The following is a 20,554-nucleotide window of genomic DNA, read 5'->3' as shown; positions in this document are numbered from 1 at the left end:
GAGCGCACGCTCTCGCCGTCGCCGATGGCCAGCCTGTAGCGGGCCCCATCGCCAGCGTCGTCCAGCAGCTTCCATCTCGACGCCGAATTTCTGCGCCTGGTTATAGGCGCGCGCCATCAGCGCCATGCCGGTGATCCCGGTCGGGAAGCCGAGATAGTTTTCGATGCGGGCCGAGGCGCCTGCCTGTCCGCCGAAGGCGCGGCAATCGAGCACGATGGTCGACAGCCCTTCCGAGGCGGCATAGACCGCCGCCGCCAGCCCCGCCGGCCCGGCGCCGACGATCGCCACGTCGTAGATTTTTTCGGCATCGATCGGCCGCAGCAGGCCGACGCAGCGGGCAAGCTCGGTCTCGCCCGGATTGTGCAAGAGCTTGCCGTTCGGACACAGCACGATCGGCAGATGGTGCGGGTCGACATGAAACCGCTCGATCAGCGTTTTCGCGCAAGGATCGGTGTCGGAATCGAGAGCGCGATGGGGAAGTCCGCTGCGCCGCAGAAAGCCCTGCAGCCGCAGCACGTCGCCATTGCCGGGCGGGCCGATGACGACCGGCCCGCTGGCGCCGCTTTCGAGCAGGCCGACGCGGCGCAGGATCAGCGCCCGCATGACGCGCTCGCCGAGATTGGCCTCCTGCACCATCAGATCGCGCAGGCGCCGCGAGGGGATGACGATCGCCTCGACCGGCTCGACCGCCTCGGCATTGACCAGCGACGGCCGGTTCGACAATTGCGCCAGCTCGCCGACGAAATTGCCGGCGCCGTAGCTGATAATAGCCTCACGCCGGCCAAGCCCGCCCGCCTGGGTGATGTCGACCTTGCCCGACAGGATGAGGATCAGCCCAGGCGAGACCGTGCCGGCCGTCACGATGTGGTCGCCGGCGGCATAGGTACGCGCCTCGCCGAACCGGCGCATACGCTCGATATCCGCGTCGGTGAGCACGGGAAACATCTGGTCGCGGCGGGCGGCGATGGTCGGGCTGACGGAAGGGGCCATGGGGCGAACCGTAGCGTCAGGGGCGGCTGGTTTGAAGGGGTTTGTTGGGAGACTGGCCGGAAGGAGAGGTTGGTCACTATGCTTTCATCTATCCGAGCGACGTCGCCAGCTTGCGCAGCGTCCCCCGCGGATCATCGGTGATGACGGAGCCATGCGAGACAAGTATGCGCTTGAGCGCCGGCTGTTCCGCCCATCGTCTCAATTGCGCTGCGAGTGCCGCCTTGTCGCGGACCATCGTCAGCTTGACCGGCCAGGGTATATGCGGCTCATCACCGGCAAATCCCATCATGCGCAATGCCCAGCCTGCAAAGCCGGATGCGCCGCGGATGTTGCCTACGATATCGTTTAGAACGAGCGTCGTGCCGTTTGGTCCGTCAATTTGCAACGCCGCTTCGCGATCACGGGTTCCGGGGACGGTGACGAGCTTGACGTCGGGATCCCCAAAGTCGCCGCGCGTCGCATCGATATGTACCGCCTTCTCGACGCTGTTGAGCGCGCCAGCCGGTGCAATCACCTGAAGGGTGGGATAGCGATCCTTCCATGGCTTTGCATCGAGCCGGTGATGATCATTGGGGACGATCAAGAAGGCCGGCTGGCCGAAGGCCTCGATCTCGCGCATCTGTTCGTCATCGAGCGCGATGGCGCTGAAGATGACAAGCCGCCGGTCGCGCAGTCGCACCACGGTCATGCGCCGTTTCATGTTGCCAACCGGCATGGGTATGTCGCCGGTCACCGTCAGAATATCGTCGTCGACAGGAGAGAGCCTGCCATGCGGCAGAACCTTCCACTCCTTGAACGGCGCGGGCATCACGGAACCTCGGGTTAACCGGCAAGATAGGAACGGTTCAACGCGAGATTAGTTGCAGGGCACAAAAAAGCCCGGAAAATCCGGGCTTTTTTGCTCATCGCGTCAGATCGTCTGAAACGGGAATTTGGTGCCCAGAAGAGGACTCGAACCTCCACTCCTTGCGGAACACGGACCTGAACCGTGCGCGTCTACCAATTCCGCCATCTGGGCTGGTGGGCGCTCTAGTAAGCGGGCAAACAGTGTGTGTCAACGCGGTTTTTTCGTCGGCGTTGCGCTGCCCCTCATCCGCCTGCCGGGTATTTTCTCCTCGTGAGCGGGCTACGCTATGCACACGTACTCTGTGCCTGGCGCGACTGATCGGGCCGAGGCTTCATTGCCACGTGGTTCCCCCAATCCGTCGCTGCTTCGCAGCGCCACCTTTCCCCCCTCCGGAGGGAAAGGAAGGGAGTGTTGCTGGACGGGCGTTGACGGCAAAAGGCTTGGCGCTTTCCTCTGCCCCGTCGATCGGGGGAGAGGTGGCTCGGCGAAGCCGAGACGGAGTGGGGGTCGACCAGCGCAGCACAAGACAATGCATGCGCCAAGCTGCCATGCACGCTATCGAGAAAAACCAGCCGCTTGGAAATGTGCGCATGCCGTAGCGTGAACGGGGAGAAGGAAGCTCACCCCTCCAGCACTTCTTTCTCGGCCACGGTGGAATCGGCGTTGAGCTTGTAGATCACCGGCACCCCGGTGCCGAGCTCGAGCTTGACGATCTCCTCACCGCTCTTGCCGTCCAGCGCCATGATCAGCGCGCGCAGCGAATTGCCGTGCGCGGCGACCAGCACGGTCTCGCCGCGCAGCACATGCGGCTGCACCTCGTGCAGGTAATAGGGCCACACGCGCGCGCCGGTGTCCTTCAGGCTTTCGCCGCCGGGAGGCGCGATATCGTAGGAGCGGCGCCAGATATGCACCTGCTCCTCGCCCCATTTCTTGCGCGCGTCGTCCTTGTTGAGGCCGGAGAGGTCGCCATAGTCGCGCTCGTTGAGCGCCTGGTCGCGGATCGTCTTCAGGTCGCTCTGGCCGACGATGTCGAGGATGTGCTGGCAGGTCACCTGCGCCCGCTTCAAGGCAGACGTGTAGGCGATGTCGAATTTCAGGCCGCGCGCCTTGAGCTTTTCGCCGGCCGCGAGTGCTTCGGCGGTGCCCTGGTCGGTCAGGTCGACATCGCGCCAGCCGGTGAACAGGTTCTTCAGGTTCCATTCGCTCTGGCCGTGGCGCACGAGCACGAGAGTTCCCGACATGTTTGCTCCTATGGAATGGTTTGGATAGGGATCAGCTCAGGCCGAGCACGTCCCGCATGGAATAAAGCCCCGGCTTCTTCGCGCGGGCCCAAAGCGCGGCTTTCACCGCGCCGCGCGCGAAGATCGCCCGGTCCTCGGCATGGTGGGAAAGCGTGATGCGCTCGCCGGTGCCGGCCAAGATCACGCTGTGGTCGCCGACGACGGAGCCGCCGCGCAGCGTTGCGAAGCCGATCGAGCCGGGCTTGCGCACGCCGGTATGGCCGTCGCGCACCCGCACGCTGTTGTCGGCAAGATCGATGCCGCGGCCCTTCGCCGCCGCCTCGCCGAGCAGCAGCGCCGTGCCGGAGGGCGCGTCGACCTTGTGGCGGTGGTGCATCTCCAGGATCTCGATGTCGAAATCCTCCGCGTCGAGCGCCTTTGCGGCCTGCTCGACGAGCACCGCCAGAAGGTTGACGCCGAGGCTCATATTGCCGGATTTGACGATCGTCGCATGGCGCGCGGCGGCGGCAATCTTTGCATTGTCGTCGGCCGAGCAGCCGGTGGTGCCGATGACGTGGACGATGCGCGCCTGCGCGGCATAGCCGGCGAATTCGACGCTTGCGGCCGGGGCCGTGAAATCGAGCACGCCGTCGGCCCTGGCGAAGGCCGGCAGCGGATCGTCGACGATCGGCACGTTGACGGTGCCGATGCCGGCAAGCTCGCCGGCATCCTTGCCGAGATGGGGCGAGTCCGGTCGCTCGATCGCGGCGGCGACGCGCGCGCCGGGCATGGAGTGGATGGCGCGGATCAGCGTCTGGCCCATGCGGCCGGCGGCGCCCACCACCACCAGGCCCATATCGCCGGCTTCACTCATGCGCTTCTCCCGATGGTCTTCTTGGCGCGGCTGCGCGGCGCCGGGGCCGAAGTTTGGCTTGCCTTGACGTCGTCGACAAGCCCCAGCCCTTTCTTGCCCTGGATGCGGTGGAAGCGGGCATAGACGCTGTGCGGGTCGGCCATCAGCGTCGCGTGCGTGCCTTCCTCGACCAGCCGCCCCTCTTCCAGCACGATGATGCGGTCGGCATTGACCACGGTCGACAGCCGGTGAGCGATCACGATGGTGGTGCGGCCTTCCATGACATGGGTCAGCGCTTCCTGCACGCGCGCTTCCGCCTCGTTGTCGAGCGCCGAGGTCGCTTCGTCGAGCAGAAGGATGGGCGCCTGGCGCACGATGGCGCGCGCGATCGAGACGCGCTGGCGCTGGCCGCCCGACAGCGTCGCGCCGTTCTCGCCGACCGGCGTGTCGTAGCCTTGCGGCTGCTGGCGGATGAAATCGTCGGCGGCCGCCTGTTTCGCCGCCTGCTCGATCTCGGCGTCGGTGGCCGACAGCCGGCCGTAGCGGATGTTGTCGCGGATCGTGCCTTCGAACAGATAAGGCGCCTGCGAGACATAGGCGATCGATTGGCGCAACGACCGCTTCGTCACCTTCGAGATGTCCTGGCCGTCGACTTCGATCGAGCCCTGGTCGACGTCGTAGAAGCGCTGCAGCAGCGCCACCATGGTCGACTTGCCGGCACCCGAGGCGCCGACGATCGCCGTCACCTTGCCGGCGGCGGCGGTGAAGCTCAGGTTTCGCAGCACCGGCATGTCGGCGCTGTAGCCGAACGTCACATTGTTGAAGCGCACCTCGCCGGTGGTGATCTTCGCCTCAACCGCGTCGGGCGCGTCGCCCTGCTTCGGCTCGAGGTCGAGCAGCTCGTAGATCATGCGCGCATTGACCAGCGCGCGTTCCATCGTGACCTGCATGCGCGCCAGGCGCCGCGCCGGATCATAGGCAAGAATCAGCGCGGTGATGAAGGAAAACACCGCGCCCGGCGGTTGGCCGAGATATAATGCCCGATAGCCGGAATAGGCGATGACGGCGGTAACGGCGAGACCGGCCAGCATGTCGGAAATCGGCGACAGCCGCTCGGAGACGCGGGCGATCTTGTTGCTGCGCTGCTCGGCCGTATCGGCCATGATGCCGATGCGGCGGGCCAGCTCGTCCTCCATGGTGAAGGCCTTGACGATGGCGATGCCTTGAACTGCCTCCTGCACCGAGCCGCTCAGCCGCGAGTTGATCAGCACGGATTCGCGGTTGATCTTGCGCACCCGGCGGGTGATGTAGACGACCGCCCAGATCAGCGGCGGTCCGATCAGCAGCGAGCTGAGCGACAGCACCGGATCCTGGTAGACCATCAGGCCGACGAGGCCGATCAGCGTCACCGCGTCGCGGGTGATGGAAATCAGCGTCAGCGACAAGAGATCGCGAATGCCGCCGACATTCTCGTCCAGCTGCGCCGCCAGGCGCCCGGAACGCGTATCGTTGAAGAAATTGACGCCGAGCTTCATCAGTTGGTCGAAACAGCGTTTCTGGTACCGGGCGACGAGATTGTTGCCGATCGTGGCTAACATCACCGCCTGGCCGTAACCGGCAAAGCCGCGCACGAGGAAGGCGCCCATGAAGCCGGCGCAAATCCACCAGACGGCGCCGCTGCTCCGTTCGTAGAAGATTTGATTGACCATCGGCGCCATGACCCAGGCCGAGAAGGCGGTCGCGCCCGAAACCAGCAGCGAGCAGACGATGACGACCACATAGGACCAGCGATGGTCATAGCCGTTTTCAGCGACGATACGGCGCAGTACCGCCGTGACCTCGGCGGGCCGGCTTTTTGCCTTGTTTGGATTTTGAAGTGTCAAATCGAAGCGCTTCGTGGGTTCTCGTAAACGTCAGGACGCCTTTTTCGCACCCTCTTAGCGTCCCGGCTACGGCTTGCCTATGGCGAAACTTCGTCGCGCCGTCCCGAGCGCCGGAGCGATCACGCCCGCCAGTGCCGCCCCGCCGTCCGCACGCCAAACAGCGAAGGCGTCCTGGCATAGGCGGCAAGCCCGAGCAGCGCCGCCAGCGGATGGGTGATGACGTAGACCGGCATTTCGCGCATCAGCGCGCGGTGCGGCGCCTTGTCCTCGAAGGCGGCGCGGAAATTGCCCGCTTTGAGCGCCGGCACGATCTTTTGCGCGATGCCGCCGGTCAGGAACACGCCGCCGCGGCCCATGAACACCAGCGCCAGGTCGCCCGCGGTGCGGCCAAGACAGGTGACGAACAGCGCCAACGCCTCCTCGGCCACCGGATCGGACTTCGAAAGCGCCGCCGCGGTCACCTCGGCCGGCGTGGTCAAGGGCGTCGGCCTGCCGTCCGTGCTGGCCACGGCGCGGTAGACGTTGACGAGCCCACGTCCGCACAGGATCTGCTCGCCGGATATGCGGCCCTCGAGCTTGTCGATATGCGGGAACACTTCGAAGTCGCGCGGCGTGCGCGGGCCGATGTCCATATGCCCGCCCTCGCCCGGCACCGGTATCCAATGGTCGAGCGCATAGATCAGCCCGGCGACGCCGAGTCCCGTTCCGGGACCGAGCACAACCCGGCTCGCATTGGGTTCCGGCGTGCCGCCGCCGATCTTTTCCATATGCTCTTCGCCGAGCGCCACCACGGCCAGCGCCTGCGCCTCGAAATCGTTGAGCACGACGACCTCGCCCAGACCCAGATTGGCAAGCATCTGCCGGGGCCTCACGACCCAGGGGCAGTTGGTGAGCGGGATCTCGTCACCGTCAACCGGCCCGGCGACCGCCAGCACCGCCGAGTTCGGCTGGATGGACGAGCGGTCGAGCACCGCCGCCTGGATCGCCTCGTCGATGGTCTTGAAATTCGCCGTCTGGACGATCTGCGGCTCGGTGGCTTCCGAATTGGCATCGAGCACGATCGAGAAGCGCGCATTGGTGCCGCCAATATCGCCGATCAGGACCGGAAACCGCAGTCCCTTCTCGTCTTCGCCTGCCATGCTTTTGATCGTCCTCGTTGCGGCGCCGCTGCGCCGTTTCAATCGATTGACTAGCGCATGACCCCGCAAAGGGGAAGCCCGCTTGCGCCTTAGAACAATTCCAGGAAAAGTGAGAGCGGTTAGGCTCGGCGCCCGCGCCGTAGCTTTCCGTCCGGAATTGCGTCAAAGCGAAGAGATAGGGCGTTTCGCCGCTTCGTGAAACGGTGAAACGCACTAGTTCCCGGGCCTTGGCCTTGGCAGCGGGATGCCGATCTTTGGCGTCGGCGCGAAAGCGCTTGCCGCCGCCGGGATCGCGGCGTTGCCGCTGGAGATCGTTTCCGCCGGCTCGGTCGGCTGCGGTTCGGCCACGGCCACCGCGGCATCGCCGCCGCCATGATAGGTCACGGCCTCCAGCGAGGGCGCGTCCGGGGCATTGACCACGTCCTGGCATTGCTTGGGCAGGTTGGCCATCGTCATCAGGTCGCGCGCCTTGGGCGCATCCGGATTCTTGTTCGGCCGCCACGGCTCCTCGGTGAACCACCAGGCCAGCGGCTTGCCGCAGCCATCGTCGTCCGGCGTCGTCTCTTGCCCCTTGCAGAAGGGCGAGCCCGGCTGACAGCCGATGCGCATATGGAAATGATAGTCGTGGCCCCAGAACGGCCGGATCTTGCGCAGCCAGGAGCGGTCGCCGGCGACGGTGTCGCAGAGCTTCTTCTTGATGCCGGGATTGACCAGGATGCGCTCGACCTCAGGATAGCTCGCCGCGCGCTTCAAAAGCCGCGTATGCGCCGGCGTCCACAGCGCGTCCTTCACCAGATGCGTTTTTTCGTCGACCATCAGCGTCGCGCTCATGGTCTCGCGCTGCGCGATGGTCAGCGGCCGCTTCGGCATCGGCGTCAGCCAGATATCGGCGTCGAGCCCGATCTGGTGCGAGGCATGGCCGGTCATCATCGGTCCGCCGCGCGGCTGCGAGACATCGCCGACCAGAAGCCCCGGCCAGCCATCCGCCTGGGCATCGCGAGCGAGCTTCTCGATCAGCGCGATCATTGCCGGATGACCCCAGCGCCGGTTGCGCGACGGGCGCATCACTTCCCAGGTCGGGCCGTCCATCGGCAGCGCAACGCCACCGGTGAAGCAGCCTTTCGAATAGAAACCGAAGGATTGCGCGGGCGCCACGGCCGGTAGTTTTCGGGCGCCGAACAACTCCTTGGCACGAGGTTCGGCCGAAATAGCGACAGCCGCCAGCGCGGCGAGCGCCACCAGCGCCAGCGCGGCGGCCAGGAACGGCTTGCGGTCAGGCAGCGATCGCAAATTCATCAGGCTGGGTCCCTCTCCAGTCTATCCCTTTGCCGCGCGTCAAGCGAACTGATCAGGAACGAATCATACCACGCCGCGCGTCCCACAGCGATCAAAGCAGCAGAAGATGATCGTCATTCACCCTTTCGGCATCATCCTCGCATCGGGCTGCGCGGCGCTCCGTCCCGCCAGTTGCCCTCGGCCCACATCCGCTCCAGCGCCACCCGGTAGTTGGGAAACCGGAAGCGGTAGCCGGCCGCCTTGATCGCCTGATTCGCGACGCGCTTGTTCTCGCCATAGAAAGACCGCGCCATGGGCGAAAGTTGGGCGGTCTCAAAGGGAATTTCGGGCGGCGGCTCGACCCCCATCAGCCCGGCGGCGTAAGCCACGACGTCCTGCGGCGGCGCCGGCTCGTCGTCGGTGACGTTGAAGATGCCGCCGAGATTGTTTTCCGCCAGAAGCCAGAGCGCCCCGGCGATGTCGTCGCAGTGAATGCGGTTGAACACCTGTCCCGGCTTGACCAGCCGCCTTGCGGTGCCGTCCTCGAGGTTGGCCAGCGCGTTGCGGCCCGGCCCGTAGATCCCGGAAAGCCGCAGGATCGCCACCGGCTTGCCGATCGCCCGGCCAAGCTTCAGCCATTCCTGTTCGGCCGCCACCCGCATCATCGAGCGCTTCGACACCGGCCGGCAGTCGCAGGTCTCGTCCACCCAGGCGCCGCCATGGTCGCCATAGACGCCGACGGTCGAGAGATAGCCGATCCATTCCAGCGCCGGCATCTTTGCCCGGACCGTCTCGCTGGCGGCGTTGAGCACCGGGTCGCCGGCCTCGTCGGGAGCGATCGAGACGATGAGATGCGTGGTCATTGCGAGCGCATCGCTGACCTCGGGCGAGAGCGCGCCATCGAATTGTAGCGGCTCGATCCCGGTCGATCGCAGCACCTCGAACTTTTCCTGCGCCCGCGTCGTGCCGCAGACCGGAGCGCGCCGGTCATTGGCCCGCGCGAAAGCCTTGCCGGAATAGCCAGCGCCGAAGATGAGGAACCGTCTTTCGCCCATCGATGGACCCCCTTCAATCGGCCTTCGCCGGATTTGCCGGCGCGGCCAGCCATTCCTCCCGGACCGTCGCATCCGTCTCGGCTTTCGCAGCGGTGGCGGCAAGATCGCCAAATTCGCGGTCGGAGAGCAGTCGCGACAGGGCCCAGATTGCCGCACCCCGCACCAGCGGCGAGGCGTCGTCGAGCAGGTGATGCACAATGGGCGTTAGCGAGGCGTCGTCCGAATTGCCGGCGGCAATCAGCACGTTGCGGACAAAGCGGTCGCGGCCGATGCGCTTGATCGGCGAGCCCGAGAAGAATGAGCGAAACCCGGCATCGTCGAGCGCGAGCAACTCCGAAAGCGGCGGCTCGCGAAGATCGGCGCGCGCGGCCAGCTTTGCCTCGGACGCCGCGCTGGCGAACTTGTTCCACGGACAGGCGGCCAGGCAATCGTCGCAGCCATAGATGCGGTTGCCGATCTTGTCGCGGAACTCGCGCGGGATCGGCCCCTTGTTCTCGATGGTCAGGTAGGAAATGCAGCGCCGCGCATCGAGCCGGTAGGGCGCGGGGAATGCGCCGGTCGGGCAGACGTCCAGGCAGGCTCGGCAGGAGCCGCAATGGTCGATTTCGGGCTGGTCCGGCTCCAGCTCGGCCGTGGTGAAGATCGTGCCGAGGAACAGCCACGAGCCATGCGCGCGGCTGACCAGGTTGGTGTGCTTGCCCTGCCAGCCGAGGCCGGCCGCTTCCGCCAGCGGCTTTTCCATCACTGGTGCTGTATCGACAAACACCTTCACATCGCCGCCTGCCTTCGCCACGATCTTGCCGGCGATCTCCTTCAGCCGCCCCTTCATCACGTCGTGATAGTCGCGGTTCTGCGCATAGACCGAGATCGCGCCGCGGTCGCGCTTTTCGAGGACATCGCGCGGGTCGCTGTCCGGGCCGTAATTCATGGCGAGAACGATGATCGAGCGCACCTCCGGCCACAGCGCCGAGGGTTCGGAGCGGCGCTGAACAGTCTCGGCGATCCACTCCATCGAGCCGTGGAAACCGTCGGATACGAATTCGGCGAGCCTTGCCGGCGCCAGCGGGATCGCGTCCGGCCGGGTCACCGCGACAGCCTCGAAGCCGGCGCGGCGCGCCTCCGCCTCGATCAGCGCGCGTAAGGTTTCAGAAGTCGAGGTCCGCATAGTGCGATACCGGCGACAGGCCGCGCACCCGGTCTGAAAGCAGCGGCCGGAACGACGGCCGCGATTTCACCCGCGTGTACCATTCGCGCGCGGCGCCATGTTCGCGCCAGTCGATCTCGCCGAGATAATCGAGCACCGAAAGCGTCGCCGCCGCCGCGAGATCGGCATAGGTCACCTTGTTGCCGGCCAGCCAATGGCGCGTGCCGGCCAGCCAATTGGTGTATTTCATGTGTTGGCGGATGTTGGCGCGCGCGGCGCGGATGGCGGCCGAGTCCGGCGAGCCGCCGCCGGCGGTTTCCGGCATGACCGGCTTCAGCACGCGCTCCCGCACCAGATGCCGCGTCACTTCGCTTTCAGCCTTCGCCAGATACCAGTCGGTCAGCCGGCGGATTTCGGCGCGCTGCATCGGATCTTCGGCGAACAGCCGCTTGTCGCGCTTGAGCACACCGCGCGTCTCGTCGAGATATTCGGCAATCACCATGGCGCCGACGATCGGCACGTCGCCTTCGGCGAGCAGGATCGGCAGCGTGCCGGCCGGGTTCAGCGCCAGGAACTCCTTGCGCCGCGTCCACGGCTTTTCCTCGATCAGCGCCAACTCCTCGCCATACTCGCCGAAAGCGAGGCGCACGAAGCGGCAGGTGGCAAACATGGGATGATGGAAAAGCGTCAGCATGGTTCCGCGATGAAAAGGCGCACTGGCGAATCGGTGTCAGCGCCGATAAGTCTTGGCCGCCCGATTCCAGGGACTGTCATGGTGTTGCGACCTATAGGGGGACTTCCGCCCCATGACAAGCAAGCCCTTCCCTTAGCCGTCATTCAAAAGCAGAGGTTGCCATGGAAAGCCAGACCATCGTCGAAGCGCTGCTGCTTGGGCTGCTGGAGGGCCTGACCGAGTTCATCCCGGTGTCCTCGACCGGCCACATCCTGCTTGCCGGCCATTTCCTCGGCTTCCATTCCACCGGCAAGGCCTTCGAGATCCTGATCCAGCTCGGCGCGATCCTGGCGATCCTCAGCGTCTATTTCAGCAAGCTGTGGCAGATGCTGATCAAGCTGCCCAGCGATCCGCAGACCCGGCATTTCGTCATCGGCATCCTGATCGCCTTCCTGCCGGCTGCCGTAATCGGTGCGCTGGCGCATGATTTCATCAAGACCATATTGTTCGAATCGCCCCGGCTGATCTGCATCATGCTGATCATCGGCGGCGTGGTGCTGCTCATCGTCGACCGCATCAACCTCAAGCCGGTCCACCACGATGTCGAGGACTTCCCGTTGAGCGTTTATCTCAAGATCGGCCTGTTCCAGTGCCTGTCGCTGATCCCCGGCACCTCGCGCTCCGGCTCGACCATCGTCGGCGCGCTGCTGATGGGCGTCGACAAGCGCGCGGCGGCCGAATTCTCCTTCTTCCTCGCCATGCCGACCATGGTCGGCGCCTTCGCCTTCGATCTTTTCAAGAACCGCAACGTGCTGACCTCGGCCGATTTGCCGATCATCGCCGTCGGCTTCATCGCCGCCTTCGTCACCGCGCTCATCGTGGTGCGTTTCCTGCTCGATTACGTCTCGCGCAACGGTTATTCGCTGTTCGGCTGGTGGCGGCTGGTGGTTGGAGGACTCGGGTTGGCGGCGCTGATGGTCTGGGGGTGAACTGAGGTCGCTCTCTTATACTGCTTCGTCGAGTTCCTTCGCGCCCCCCTCTGCCCTGCCGGGCATCTCCCCCACGAGGGGGAAGATTAGCAGTTCCGCCAGCGGCACCACCTCTTGAAACGTTGGCGTCTGGCGAAAGCGAGAGCGACATCTGATCTCCCCCTCGTGGGGGAGATGGCCGGCAGGCCAGAGGGGGGCGCTGTCCCGCCAGCCCATCGCCGTTGGGCAGACCCTCAACTCTTCCCGTAAAACGCGTTCTCGACATGCACCGGCCAGCGCCAGGGCAGCACCGCCACCATGTCGAAGCGCATCGACAGCCGGCCGTAATCCGGCTGGCGCGACAGCCACAAATCCGCGGCACCCTCGATGCGGCGCTCCGATTCGCGGCCGATTGCTTCCATCGCCTCGATCAATGTCCGCCGCGCCTTGACCTCGACGAACAGCACGAGGTCGCCGCGCCGGGCGATGAGGTCGATCTCGCCGAGCCTGGTGCGGTGGCGGCGGGCAAGGATGCGATAGCCTTTCAGCATCAGCGCCAGCGCCGCCAGCCACTCGCCGCGGTGGCCGCGCCGATACGCTTTTCGGCGATGGCCGACCGTGCGTTCAGCCATCCCCGGCTCCATTCTGTTTGACCATGATCCTGTCCGAAAACCGGCCTCCACTTTTCGGGATCATGGCCTGTCCTTGAGCTCGATCAGCCGGCGGTAAAGCGCCTGCTTCTGGCCGCCGGTCATCTTCGCGGCTTCCGCCGCCGCCTTCGATGCCGGCATTTCGGCCGCAAGCGAGAGCAGGAGGCGGTCGATGTCGGCCGGCTGGTCCTCCGCCGCTTCGGGCGGACCGACACAGATAACGACCTCGCCCTTCGGCGTGTCGGCCGCCCCGTAATGGTCGGCCAGCTCGGCAAGCGTTCCGGTGCGCATCTCCTCGAAGGCCTTGGTCAGCTCGCGCCCGATGGCGGCTTTCCGCGCACCGCCCAGCGCCTCGACCATCGAGCCGAGCGTCTCTGCCAGACGGCGCGGCGATTCGAAGAAAATCAGCGTCGCCGGCACCTGCTTGAACGTCTCCAGCTTGGTCAGCCGCTGCCCGGTCTTCACCGGCAGAAATCCGGCGAACAGGAAAGCATCGGAAGGAAGGCCGGAAGCGGTCAGCGCCGCAAGCGGAGCCGAAGGTCCAGGGATGGGCACGACGCGGATGCCGTGATCCAGCGCCTCGCCGACCAGCCGGTAGCCGGGATCGGAGACCAAAGGCGTGCCGGCGTCGGAAATCAGCGCGACGCTCTGTCCGGCGGTCAGCGCCTCGATCAGCTTCGGCCCGGCCTCGCCCGCATTGTGCTCGTGATAGGCGGTGGTGCGGCGGCGGATGCCGTAGCGTTCGAGCAGCACCCGCGAGACGCGCGTGTCCTCGCAGGCGACGATGTCCGCTGCGGCCAGAGTCTCCAGCGCGCGCAGCGTGATGTCGGCCAGATTGCCGATCGGCGTCGCCACCAGATAAAGCGCCGGCTGAAGCGGCCGCGCCGCAATCTCGCTTTGTCCGATCAGATAGCTGCGTTTGTCGCCGGTCACCGAATGCCCCTCATTCCGAGCAATTCCCAGGAAAAGTGCGTCGCGGTTTTCCGTCCGGAATTGCGTAAGAACCAAGGCTGTTTCGCATGGCTGACGCCCCGTTGCAAAACGTGAGGTCGAGGCAACGAAATCGCCTTGCCTTTGCCACAGTGCGGAACGAAACCCACATCGGCGAATTTAACCCCTGATTCCCCGGGAGGAGGCAGGACCGAACGATGCCCAATCGCTTCGATATTTTTATCAGCCGACTTGAAAGCAAGACCGCCCGCGAGGGCATCCCTCCACACCCCATCGCCGCCGAGTCCGGCGCGCGCCGCGACAAGGCCGACCAGAAGCCTGTCCGTCACGGCGAGGCGCATGGCGAGAAGCACCGCGGCAAGCACCGCCAGAAGCACGACGCTTGAACTAACTGGCAACCTTTGCGACCTCGCGCCTCGTCATTCCAGGGCGGAGCAAGGAGCGAAGCGACGCGCGAAGACCCTGGAATCCATGCCGTTACACCGAAGCGCCACCCACGGTGCAGAATTCTGCACCGCCGCGCCCTTCGCGCGAGGTCACGGCATGGATTCTCGGGTCAAGCCCGAGAATGACGAAGATGCTCGATTACCGCGCCAAATCCGCCACCACCGCATCGAGCACGATCATGCCGGCGGTCGTGGCGCGCAGGCGGGCGTTGCCGACAGGCGCCACCAGGCCTTCTTCCTGCAGCACCGAAAGCCGCGCGCTTGAAAGGCCGCGACCCGAGAGCGCCTCGTAGCGCTGCAGGTCGATGCCTTCGGCCAGCCGCAGTCCCATCAGCAGGAACTCGTCCGCCTCCTCGGAACGCGTCAGGATCTCGCCGCCGGTGACGCCGTGGCCTTTGGCCTCGACCAGATTGGCCCAGGTTTCCGGCATTCTTTCCGCGATGGTCACCGTGCGGCGGCCGTTCTCGACGAAGCGACCATGCGCGCCGGGGCCGACGCCGACATATTCGCCATAGCGCCAATAGGTGAGGTTGTGCCGGCTCTCGGCTCCCGGCCGCGCGTGGTTGGAAATCTCATAGGCCGGCAGGCCTTGCGCCGCCGTTGCCTCCTGCGTCAGCGCGTAGAGGTCGGCAGCATGATCATTGTCGGGCAGCGTGAATTTGCGTGCCGCGTAAAGCGCGTGGAAGGGCGTGCCTTCCTCGATGGTCAGCTGATAGAGCGAAAGATGGTCGACAGCATAGCCGATCGCCTGTTCCAGCTCCGCCCCCCACGCCTCCGGCGTCTGGCCTGGCCGCGCGTAGATCAGGTCGAAGGACAGCCGCGGGAAGATTTCGCGCGCGAGGCCAATGGCGTGCAGCGCCTCCTCGACATTGTGCAGCCGGCCGAGGAAGCGCAGATCCTTGTCGTTCAGCGCCTGCACGCCGAGCGAGACGCGGTTGACGCCGGCGGCGCGGTAGCCGCGGAAACGCTCGGCTTCGACCGAGGACGGGTTGGCTTCCAGCGTCACCTCGATGCCGGCCGGCACCGTCCAGTTCCTCGCCACGGCCTCCAGGACGGCGGCCACCGTTTCCGGCTTCATCAGCGACGGCGTGCCGCCGCCGAGAAAGATGCTGGTCACCTCGCGCGGCCCGGTGCGGTCGCGCATGGTCTTGAGCTCCGTCTCGAAGGCGCGGGCAAAACGCTCCTGGTCGACCGGCTGGTGGCGGACATGGCTGTTGAAGTCGCAGTAAGGGCACTTGGCTGCGCAGAACGGCCAGTGGATATAAACGCCGAAGCCGGGGCTGCGGTCGAGCGGTAGGGGCACTGCGCTCATGCGGGTCCTGATCGCGCCAAATCCAATCTGGCCAAATTCAATCGCACTTCGGCGAATTTCTGAAAGGCGCGGGCGCGGTGCGAAAGCGCCGTCGCCTGGCCGGGCCTCCAGCCATGCTTTTCTTGCGCGCTCATCTCGCCAAAAGTCGTGTCGAAACCGTTGGGCAGGAACACCGGATCGTAGCCGAAGCCGAGCGTGCCGCGCGGCGGCCACACCAGCGTGCCTTCGGCCTCGCCGCGATAATATTCGGCCTCGCCGTCGGGAAAGGCCAGGCAGATGACGGCGACGAAGCGGCCGGTGCGCTGCGCGGGCTCCGTAGCGCCAACCTCCTGCAGCGCCACCTCGGTGCGCTGCATGGCCATGCCGAAATCCCTGCTGCCGTCCGGCGTCTCGGCCCAGCTGGCGGTATAGACACCGGGCGCGCCGTCGAGCGCGTCGACGCAGAGCCCGGAATCGTCCGACAGCGCCGGCAGGCCGGTCGCCTTGGCGGCGGCATATGCCTTGATATAGGCGTTCTCCTCGAAGGTGGTGCCGGTCTCGTCGGGTTCGGGCAGGCCGTATTCCTTGGCCGATTTCGCCTCGAATCCGAACGGCGCCATCAGGTCGGCGAATTCGCGCAGCTTGCCTTCATTGTGGCTGGCGACGACGATCTTCTTTCCGTTGAGCGAGTGCATCAGAAACCCCAGATCCTTGGCTCGGCGAACTCGATCGAATTGCCGGACGGGTCGCGGATATAGATCGAGTGCCCGCCCTGCGGCCATTCGAAATCGCTTTCGATGGCGATGTTGTTGGCGGACAGATGTTTGCGCCATGCGGCGATTTCATCGGCGGTTGCCGCAAAGCAGAGGTGCCCTTCGCCGGCCGTGCCGTGCGGCGGCACCTTCAGCCGAGCGTCCGGCGCCGGCGGGATCTTCGTTGCCTCGGCATTGAAGAGAAGCAATACGCCGTTGCCGCAGCGGAAGAAGACGTGGCGGCCCTCGACCTTACCCAAGGCTTCGAGGCCAATGATGTCGCGGTAGAAGGTTTCGGCGGCGTGTAGGTCTGTGACGTAGAGGGCGGATTCGAGGATTGCAGAGGGTATCACGAGGCCCCCCTCTCTGCCCTGCCGGGCATCTCCCCCTCAAGGGGGGAGATTGGCAGCTTCGGCGAAGGCGCCATTCTTGCAACGCTGGCGATTGGCGAAAGCCGTCGTGACACCCAATCTCCCCCCTTGAGGGGGAGATGGCCGGCAGGCCAGAGAGGGGGGCCTAGGCTCGGCATTCGGAAACCTACGCCACCGCCATCTGCTGCAGGCTCACCAAACGCGAAATACCCTTCTTCGCCAAGCCCATCAGCGCCGCGAACTGCTCCTCGGAGAAAGGCTCGCCCTCGGCAGTGCCCTGGATCTCGACGATGCCGCCCTTGCCGGTCATGACGAAATTGGCGTCGGTGCCGGCCGATGAATCCTCGAGGTAGTCGAGATCGATGACCGGCTGGCCGTCATGAATGCCGCAGGAAATCGCCGCGACATGGTCCTTCAGCACCTTGGCGACGCTCACCATCTGGCGCGCTTCCATCCAGCGCAGGCAATCGTAGAGCGCCACCCAGCCGCCGGTGATCGAGGCCGTGCGAGTGCCGCCATCGGCCTGGATGACGTCGCAGTCGACGGTGATCTGCTGCTCGCCCAGCGCCTGCAGGTCGACGACGGCACGCAGCGAGCGGCCGATCAGCCGCTGGATCTCCAGCGTGCGGCCGCCCTGCTTGCCGGCGGAGGCTTCGCGCCGCATGCGCTCGCCGGTCGAGCGCGGCAGCATGCCGTATTCGGCCGTCACCCAGCCCTTGCCGGAATTGCGCATCCAGGCCGGCACCTTTTCCTCCAGGCTCGCCGTGCACAGCACATGCGTGTCGCCGAACTTCACCAGGCACGAGCCTTCGGCGTGCTTGGAGACGCCGCGTTCGAAGGAGATGGCGCGCATTTCGTCGGCTTGGCGTTTGGAGGGGCGCATTCGGCCTTCTTTCTTGTCGTTTCCGGAATCGTGGCCGGCTTGTAGACGTATGCGCAGCATGGCGCAAAGGAAAAGGACGCCGCGCAGGAAAACGGGCCGCGTGACCGCAAACGCGCCACCGGTGACCGCAAACGCGGCGCTAGGTGACCGCGAGCGCGGCACCGGGTTGCGCCGCCGTAGCTTAAGTCTATATCTTTCGGAAGGAGGTTTCTCGCCGGAATGAACAAACCAGTCGATCCGACGTCGCAGTCGCCGGTACTTCAGTCACTCGACATGCGCTCGCGCGATATCTTCCGGCGGATTGTCGATTCCTATCTGCGCGACGGCGAGCCGGTCGGCTCGCGCAGCCTGTCGCGCATCCTGCCCTCTTCGCTGTCGCCCGCCACCATCCGCAACGTGATGAGCGACCTCGAGCATCTGGGGCTGATCTACGCGCCGCATGTTTCCGCCGGGCGGCTGCCGACCCAGACCGGCCTGCGCTTTTTCGTCGACGCCTTCATGGAGCTGGGCGACCTTTCCGACGACGAGCGCCGCACCATCGAGGCGCAGGTGCGCGCCTCCGGCTCGGGCGCGACGCTGGAGCATATGCTGACCGAGGCCAGCCAGATGCTGTCGGGCATGTCGCGCGGCGCCGGCCTCGTGCTCGCCTCCAAGCACGAGGTGGCGCTGAAGCACATCGAATTCATCCAGCTCGAGCCCGCAAAGGCGTTGGCAGTGCTGGTGTCGCAGAACGGCGATGTCGAGAACCGCGTCGTCGACCTGCCGGCCGGCACCACCGTGTCGCAGCTGCACGAGGCGTCCAATTTCCTCAATGCGCATATCCGTGGCCGGACGCTGGCCGAGGCGCGGGCGGAAATCGCCCGCATCAAGGACGAGACCAGGGCGGCCCTCGACACGCTGTCGCAGGATCTGGTCGAGAAAGGCCTCGCGGTCTGGGCCGGCGCCGAAAGCGGCCTGCCGGCGCGCCTTATCGTGCGCGGCCGCGCCAACCTCCTGGAAAACGTCACCGCTCAGGCGGACATAGAATTGCTTCGCCATCTGTTCGAGGATTTGGAAACCCAGGACGGACTGCTGCAGCTGCTCGATCTCGCCGAAGAGGGGCCGGGCGTGCGCATCTTCATCGGCTCGGAGAACAAGCTGTTTTCGCTGTCCGGCTCCTCGCTGGTCGTCGCCCCCTATCGCGACAAGGACGCCCGCGTCGTCGGCGCGCTTGGCGTCATCGGGCCGACCCGGCTGAACTACGCCCGCATCGTGCCGATGGTCGACTATACGGCACAGCTGATTTCGCGCATGCTTCGTTAGGTGTATCGATATTCAGGTGAGGCCGGGCCTGACCTGAACCTCGACACAGCTGAGGGTGCAAAGGAGAAGAACATGGCGCTGGAATCGCTCAAGGCCCAGATCAGCCTGCTGCTCGAGGAAATGGTGAACCAGCCCGAGGACGAGCACGAGATCCAGGAGCAGCTGCGCGAGAAATTGAGGGAGATGCGTGCCATGGGCCTGCCCCTGCCGGCTGATCTCGTCGAATTGGAAAAGCGCCTCGACGACGATCTGGATGCCGAAGAGGCCTGAGGCCGGCAAGTCACGTGCGCGAGCTTCTCTTTTCGATCGTTAGCCCAATATGTTCTGTCTCCGGGGCCTTATCGACTGAGGCACCCGAAGGCGGGACATAGTGGCAGAGACGGAGGACAGCATGATGCGGATCGCCGGCCTTGCGGGCCTCGCACTGGTTTTTGCCACGGCTGCCTTTGCGCAGCAGGCCGGTCAGCCCTTGCTCAGCGGCGAAAAAGCTTTCGGCGACTGGAAAGCCGACCGTCCGGGCGTGCGCCGGCTGCTGAAACCTGAGGATTTGCCGAAACCCTATATGACGGAGTCCGCCTCCAACGGCGGCGGCGTCACCGATCGTCCCGAGGATGCCAAGCCAAAGCTTCCGCCCGGCTTTTCCGCCGAGCTGATCGCATCGGGCGTCGACAGTCCCCGCGTCGTGCGGGTGGCGCCGAACGGCGACCTCTTCGTTGCCGACAGCCGGGCGAGCCAGGTGCGCGTCTATCGCCTCGCAGAAGGCAGCGCCAAGCCTGCACAGGAGTCGATCTTCGCCAAGGGCCTGACCCGGCCCTACGGCATCGCCTTCTACCCGCCGGGCGACAAGCCGCAATGGGTCTATGTCGCCAACAGCAACAGCGTCGTCCGCTTTCCCTACCGCGACGGCGACCTGGAAGCGTCGGGCAAGCCGGAAACCATCGTCGCCAAAGTCCCCGCCAGCCACCACTGGACGCGCGACATCGCCTTCTCGCCCGACGGCAAGACGCTCTATCTGTCGGTCGGTTCCGGCTCCAACATCGCCGAGGACATGGGCGCGAAGCCGAAGGGCGGCGTCGAGGCGTGGACGAAATCGCAGCCGCTGGGCGAGGCCTGGGGTCCGGAACAGGGCCGCGCCGACGTGCTGGCCTTCGACCCCGACGGCAACAACCGCAGAACCGTCGCCACCGGCCTGCGCAACTGTTCCGGCATGACCATGCAGCCGGCGACGGGCGCGCTCTGGTGCGTCGTCAACGAGCGCGACGAGCTCGGCGACAACACCCCCTTCGAATATGCCACCGCGGTGAAGGACGGCGCCTTCTATGGCTGGCCCTGGTATTATATCGGCGACAATGAGGACCCGCGCCACGAGGGCGCCCGCCCCGATCTCGCCGGCAAGGTCACGGTTCCGGACGTGCTGATGCAGGCGCATTCGGCGCCACTCAACATCGCCTTCTATGATGGCGCCAACTTCCCGGCCGATTTTAAGGGCGACGCCTTCGTCACGCTGCACGGCTCGTGGAACCGCAATGTCCGCACCGGCTACAAGGTGGTGCGGCTGAGATTCAAGGACGGCAAGCCGACCGGCGAATACGAGGACTTCGCCACCGGCTTCGTCATATCCGACGACGCGGTCTGGGGCCGGCCGGTCGGCGTCGCCGTGGCCAGGGACGGCACGCTGATCCTCACCGAGGACGGCAACGGCACGATCTGGCGTGTTGCGTATGGTGGGTAGCTCCCCCAACCTCGTCATTCCAGGGCGGAGCAGCCGCGAAGCGGCGTCGCGGAGACCCTGGAATCCTGTGTGTTGGTTCTGGTGTATGGTTGAAGTGGGAAGGAGACCGAATGAATCCTGGTCGTCCTT

Annotated in this window: 20 protein-coding genes, 1 tRNA gene and 1 pseudogene; 5 read left to right on the top strand and 17 right to left on the bottom strand. The window is 65.5% G+C overall.

Annotated features, from left to right (window positions below; translation table 11 throughout):
- Positions 1–3: 3 nt before the first annotated feature.
- The 11 genes and pseudogenes from LB526_RS29830 to LB526_RS21785 form a co-directional block, all read right to left on the bottom strand.
- Positions 4–909: pseudogene (locus LB526_RS29830) on the bottom strand (FAD-dependent oxidoreductase); the annotation flags it as partial.
- Positions 910–1,078: 169 nt separating this feature from the next.
- Positions 1,079–1,798 (bottom strand): hypothetical protein, encoded by a 720-nt coding sequence (locus LB526_RS21830; RefSeq protein WP_224526121.1) that lies wholly within the window; start codon positions 1,796–1,798, stop codon positions 1,079–1,081.
- Between the two features lie 125 nt (positions 1,799–1,923).
- Positions 1,924–2,008 (bottom strand) — tRNA-Leu (locus LB526_RS21825).
- A gap of 449 nt (positions 2,009–2,457) precedes the next feature.
- The gene (locus tag LB526_RS21820) at positions 2,458–3,078 is read right to left on the bottom strand and encodes a 2,3-bisphosphoglycerate-dependent phosphoglycerate mutase (RefSeq protein ID WP_224629799.1); all 621 of its coding nucleotides are present in this window, start codon (positions 3,076–3,078) and stop codon (positions 2,458–2,460) included.
- A gap of 31 nt (positions 3,079–3,109) precedes the next feature.
- Complete coding sequence (gene dapB, locus LB526_RS21815) at positions 3,110–3,931, bottom strand: 4-hydroxy-tetrahydrodipicolinate reductase (RefSeq protein ID WP_224629798.1); 822 nt, start codon at positions 3,929–3,931, stop codon at positions 3,110–3,112.
- Positions 3,928–5,793, bottom strand: a complete 1,866-nt coding sequence (locus tag LB526_RS21810; protein WP_224629797.1) for an ABC transporter ATP-binding protein — start codon at positions 5,791–5,793, stop codon at positions 3,928–3,930. Before LB526_RS21810 ends, dapB begins: the two co-directional genes overlap by 4 nt.
- Positions 5,794–5,912: 119 nt before the next feature.
- On the bottom strand, positions 5,913–6,932 hold the full coding sequence (locus LB526_RS21805; protein WP_224611255.1) for a glucokinase: 1,020 nt from the start codon (positions 6,930–6,932) through the stop codon (positions 5,913–5,915).
- Positions 6,933–7,145: 213 nt separating this feature from the next.
- Positions 7,146–8,228, bottom strand: a complete 1,083-nt coding sequence (gene mepA, locus LB526_RS21800) for a penicillin-insensitive murein endopeptidase (RefSeq protein WP_224629796.1) — start codon at positions 8,226–8,228, stop codon at positions 7,146–7,148.
- 131 nt (positions 8,229–8,359) lie between these two features.
- Entirely contained in the window at positions 8,360–9,262 is a 903-nt protein-coding gene (locus LB526_RS21795) for an SDR family oxidoreductase (protein ID WP_224629795.1), read from the bottom strand.
- Between the two features lie 13 nt (positions 9,263–9,275).
- Positions 9,276–10,427: a tRNA epoxyqueuosine(34) reductase QueG gene (queG, locus tag LB526_RS21790; RefSeq protein WP_224629794.1), complete on the bottom strand. Its 1,152-nt coding sequence runs from the start codon at positions 10,425–10,427 to the stop codon at positions 9,276–9,278.
- Complete coding sequence (locus LB526_RS21785; RefSeq protein WP_040986376.1) at positions 10,408–11,100, bottom strand: glutathione S-transferase family protein; 693 nt, start codon at positions 11,098–11,100, stop codon at positions 10,408–10,410. Before LB526_RS21785 ends, queG begins: the two co-directional genes overlap by 20 nt.
- A gap of 161 nt (positions 11,101–11,261) precedes the next feature.
- Between LB526_RS21785 and LB526_RS21780 the strand changes: the two genes are divergently transcribed.
- Positions 11,262–12,068 carry an undecaprenyl-diphosphate phosphatase gene (locus tag LB526_RS21780; RefSeq protein ID WP_224629793.1) on the top strand — a complete coding sequence of 269 codons (807 nt, stop codon included), beginning with the start codon at positions 11,262–11,264 and terminating at the stop codon, positions 12,066–12,068.
- Positions 12,069–12,301: 233 nt separating this feature from the next.
- Here LB526_RS21780 and LB526_RS21775 read toward each other — a convergent pair whose 3' ends face one another.
- On the bottom strand, positions 12,302–12,679 hold the full coding sequence (locus LB526_RS21775; protein WP_095767933.1) for a YraN family protein: 378 nt from the start codon (positions 12,677–12,679) through the stop codon (positions 12,302–12,304).
- Positions 12,680–12,739: 60 nt separating this feature from the next.
- On the bottom strand, positions 12,740–13,630 hold the full coding sequence (gene rsmI / locus LB526_RS21770; RefSeq protein WP_224629791.1) for a 16S rRNA (cytidine(1402)-2'-O)-methyltransferase: 891 nt from the start codon (positions 13,628–13,630) through the stop codon (positions 12,740–12,742).
- Between the two features lie 215 nt (positions 13,631–13,845).
- Between rsmI and LB526_RS21765 the strand changes: the two genes are divergently transcribed.
- Positions 13,846–14,034, top strand: coding sequence for a hypothetical protein (locus LB526_RS21765; RefSeq protein WP_095767932.1), 189 nt, complete (start codon positions 13,846–13,848; stop codon positions 14,032–14,034).
- 199 nt (positions 14,035–14,233) lie between these two features.
- On the opposite strand, the gene hemW is transcribed toward LB526_RS21765, so the two are convergent.
- The 4 genes from hemW to rph form a co-directional block, all read right to left on the bottom strand.
- Positions 14,234–15,406, bottom strand: a complete 1,173-nt coding sequence (hemW, locus tag LB526_RS21760; RefSeq protein ID WP_224607246.1) for a radical SAM family heme chaperone HemW — start codon at positions 15,404–15,406, stop codon at positions 14,234–14,236.
- A complete protein-coding gene (gene rdgB / locus LB526_RS21755) occupies positions 15,403–16,080 on the bottom strand; it encodes an RdgB/HAM1 family non-canonical purine NTP pyrophosphatase (RefSeq protein WP_224629789.1) in 678 nt (225 codons plus the stop codon). Before rdgB ends, hemW begins: the two co-directional genes overlap by 4 nt.
- Complete coding sequence (locus tag LB526_RS21750) at positions 16,080–16,490, bottom strand: VOC family protein (protein WP_224629778.1); 411 nt, start codon at positions 16,488–16,490, stop codon at positions 16,080–16,082. Before LB526_RS21750 ends, rdgB begins: the two co-directional genes overlap by 1 nt.
- Before the next feature lie 184 nt (positions 16,491–16,674).
- A complete protein-coding gene (rph, locus tag LB526_RS21745; protein ID WP_027169620.1) occupies positions 16,675–17,391 on the bottom strand; it encodes a ribonuclease PH in 717 nt (238 codons plus the stop codon).
- Positions 17,392–17,610: 219 nt separating this feature from the next.
- Between rph and hrcA the strand changes: the two genes are divergently transcribed.
- The 3 genes from hrcA (at position 17,611) to LB526_RS21730 (ending at position 20,425) form a co-directional block, all read left to right on the top strand.
- Positions 17,611–18,693 (top strand): heat-inducible transcriptional repressor HrcA, encoded by a 1,083-nt coding sequence (hrcA, locus tag LB526_RS21740; protein WP_095767927.1) that lies wholly within the window; start codon positions 17,611–17,613, stop codon positions 18,691–18,693.
- Between the two features lie 72 nt (positions 18,694–18,765).
- Positions 18,766–18,963: a hypothetical protein gene (locus LB526_RS21735; protein ID WP_095767926.1), complete on the top strand. Its 198-nt coding sequence runs from the start codon at positions 18,766–18,768 to the stop codon at positions 18,961–18,963.
- A 121-nt stretch (positions 18,964–19,084) separates the two neighbouring features.
- Complete coding sequence (locus LB526_RS21730) at positions 19,085–20,425, top strand: PQQ-dependent sugar dehydrogenase (RefSeq protein ID WP_224629776.1); 1,341 nt, start codon at positions 19,085–19,087, stop codon at positions 20,423–20,425.
- Positions 20,426–20,554 lie beyond the last annotated feature (129 nt).

Origin of the sequence: Mesorhizobium sp. CA6 (genome assembly GCF_020165035.1) — a bacterium.
Taxonomy (GTDB): Bacteria; Pseudomonadota; Alphaproteobacteria; order Rhizobiales; family Rhizobiaceae; genus Mesorhizobium.
The sequence above is the reverse complement of the archived record's forward strand: the minus strand, read 5'-3'. Positions and strand labels throughout refer to the sequence as shown.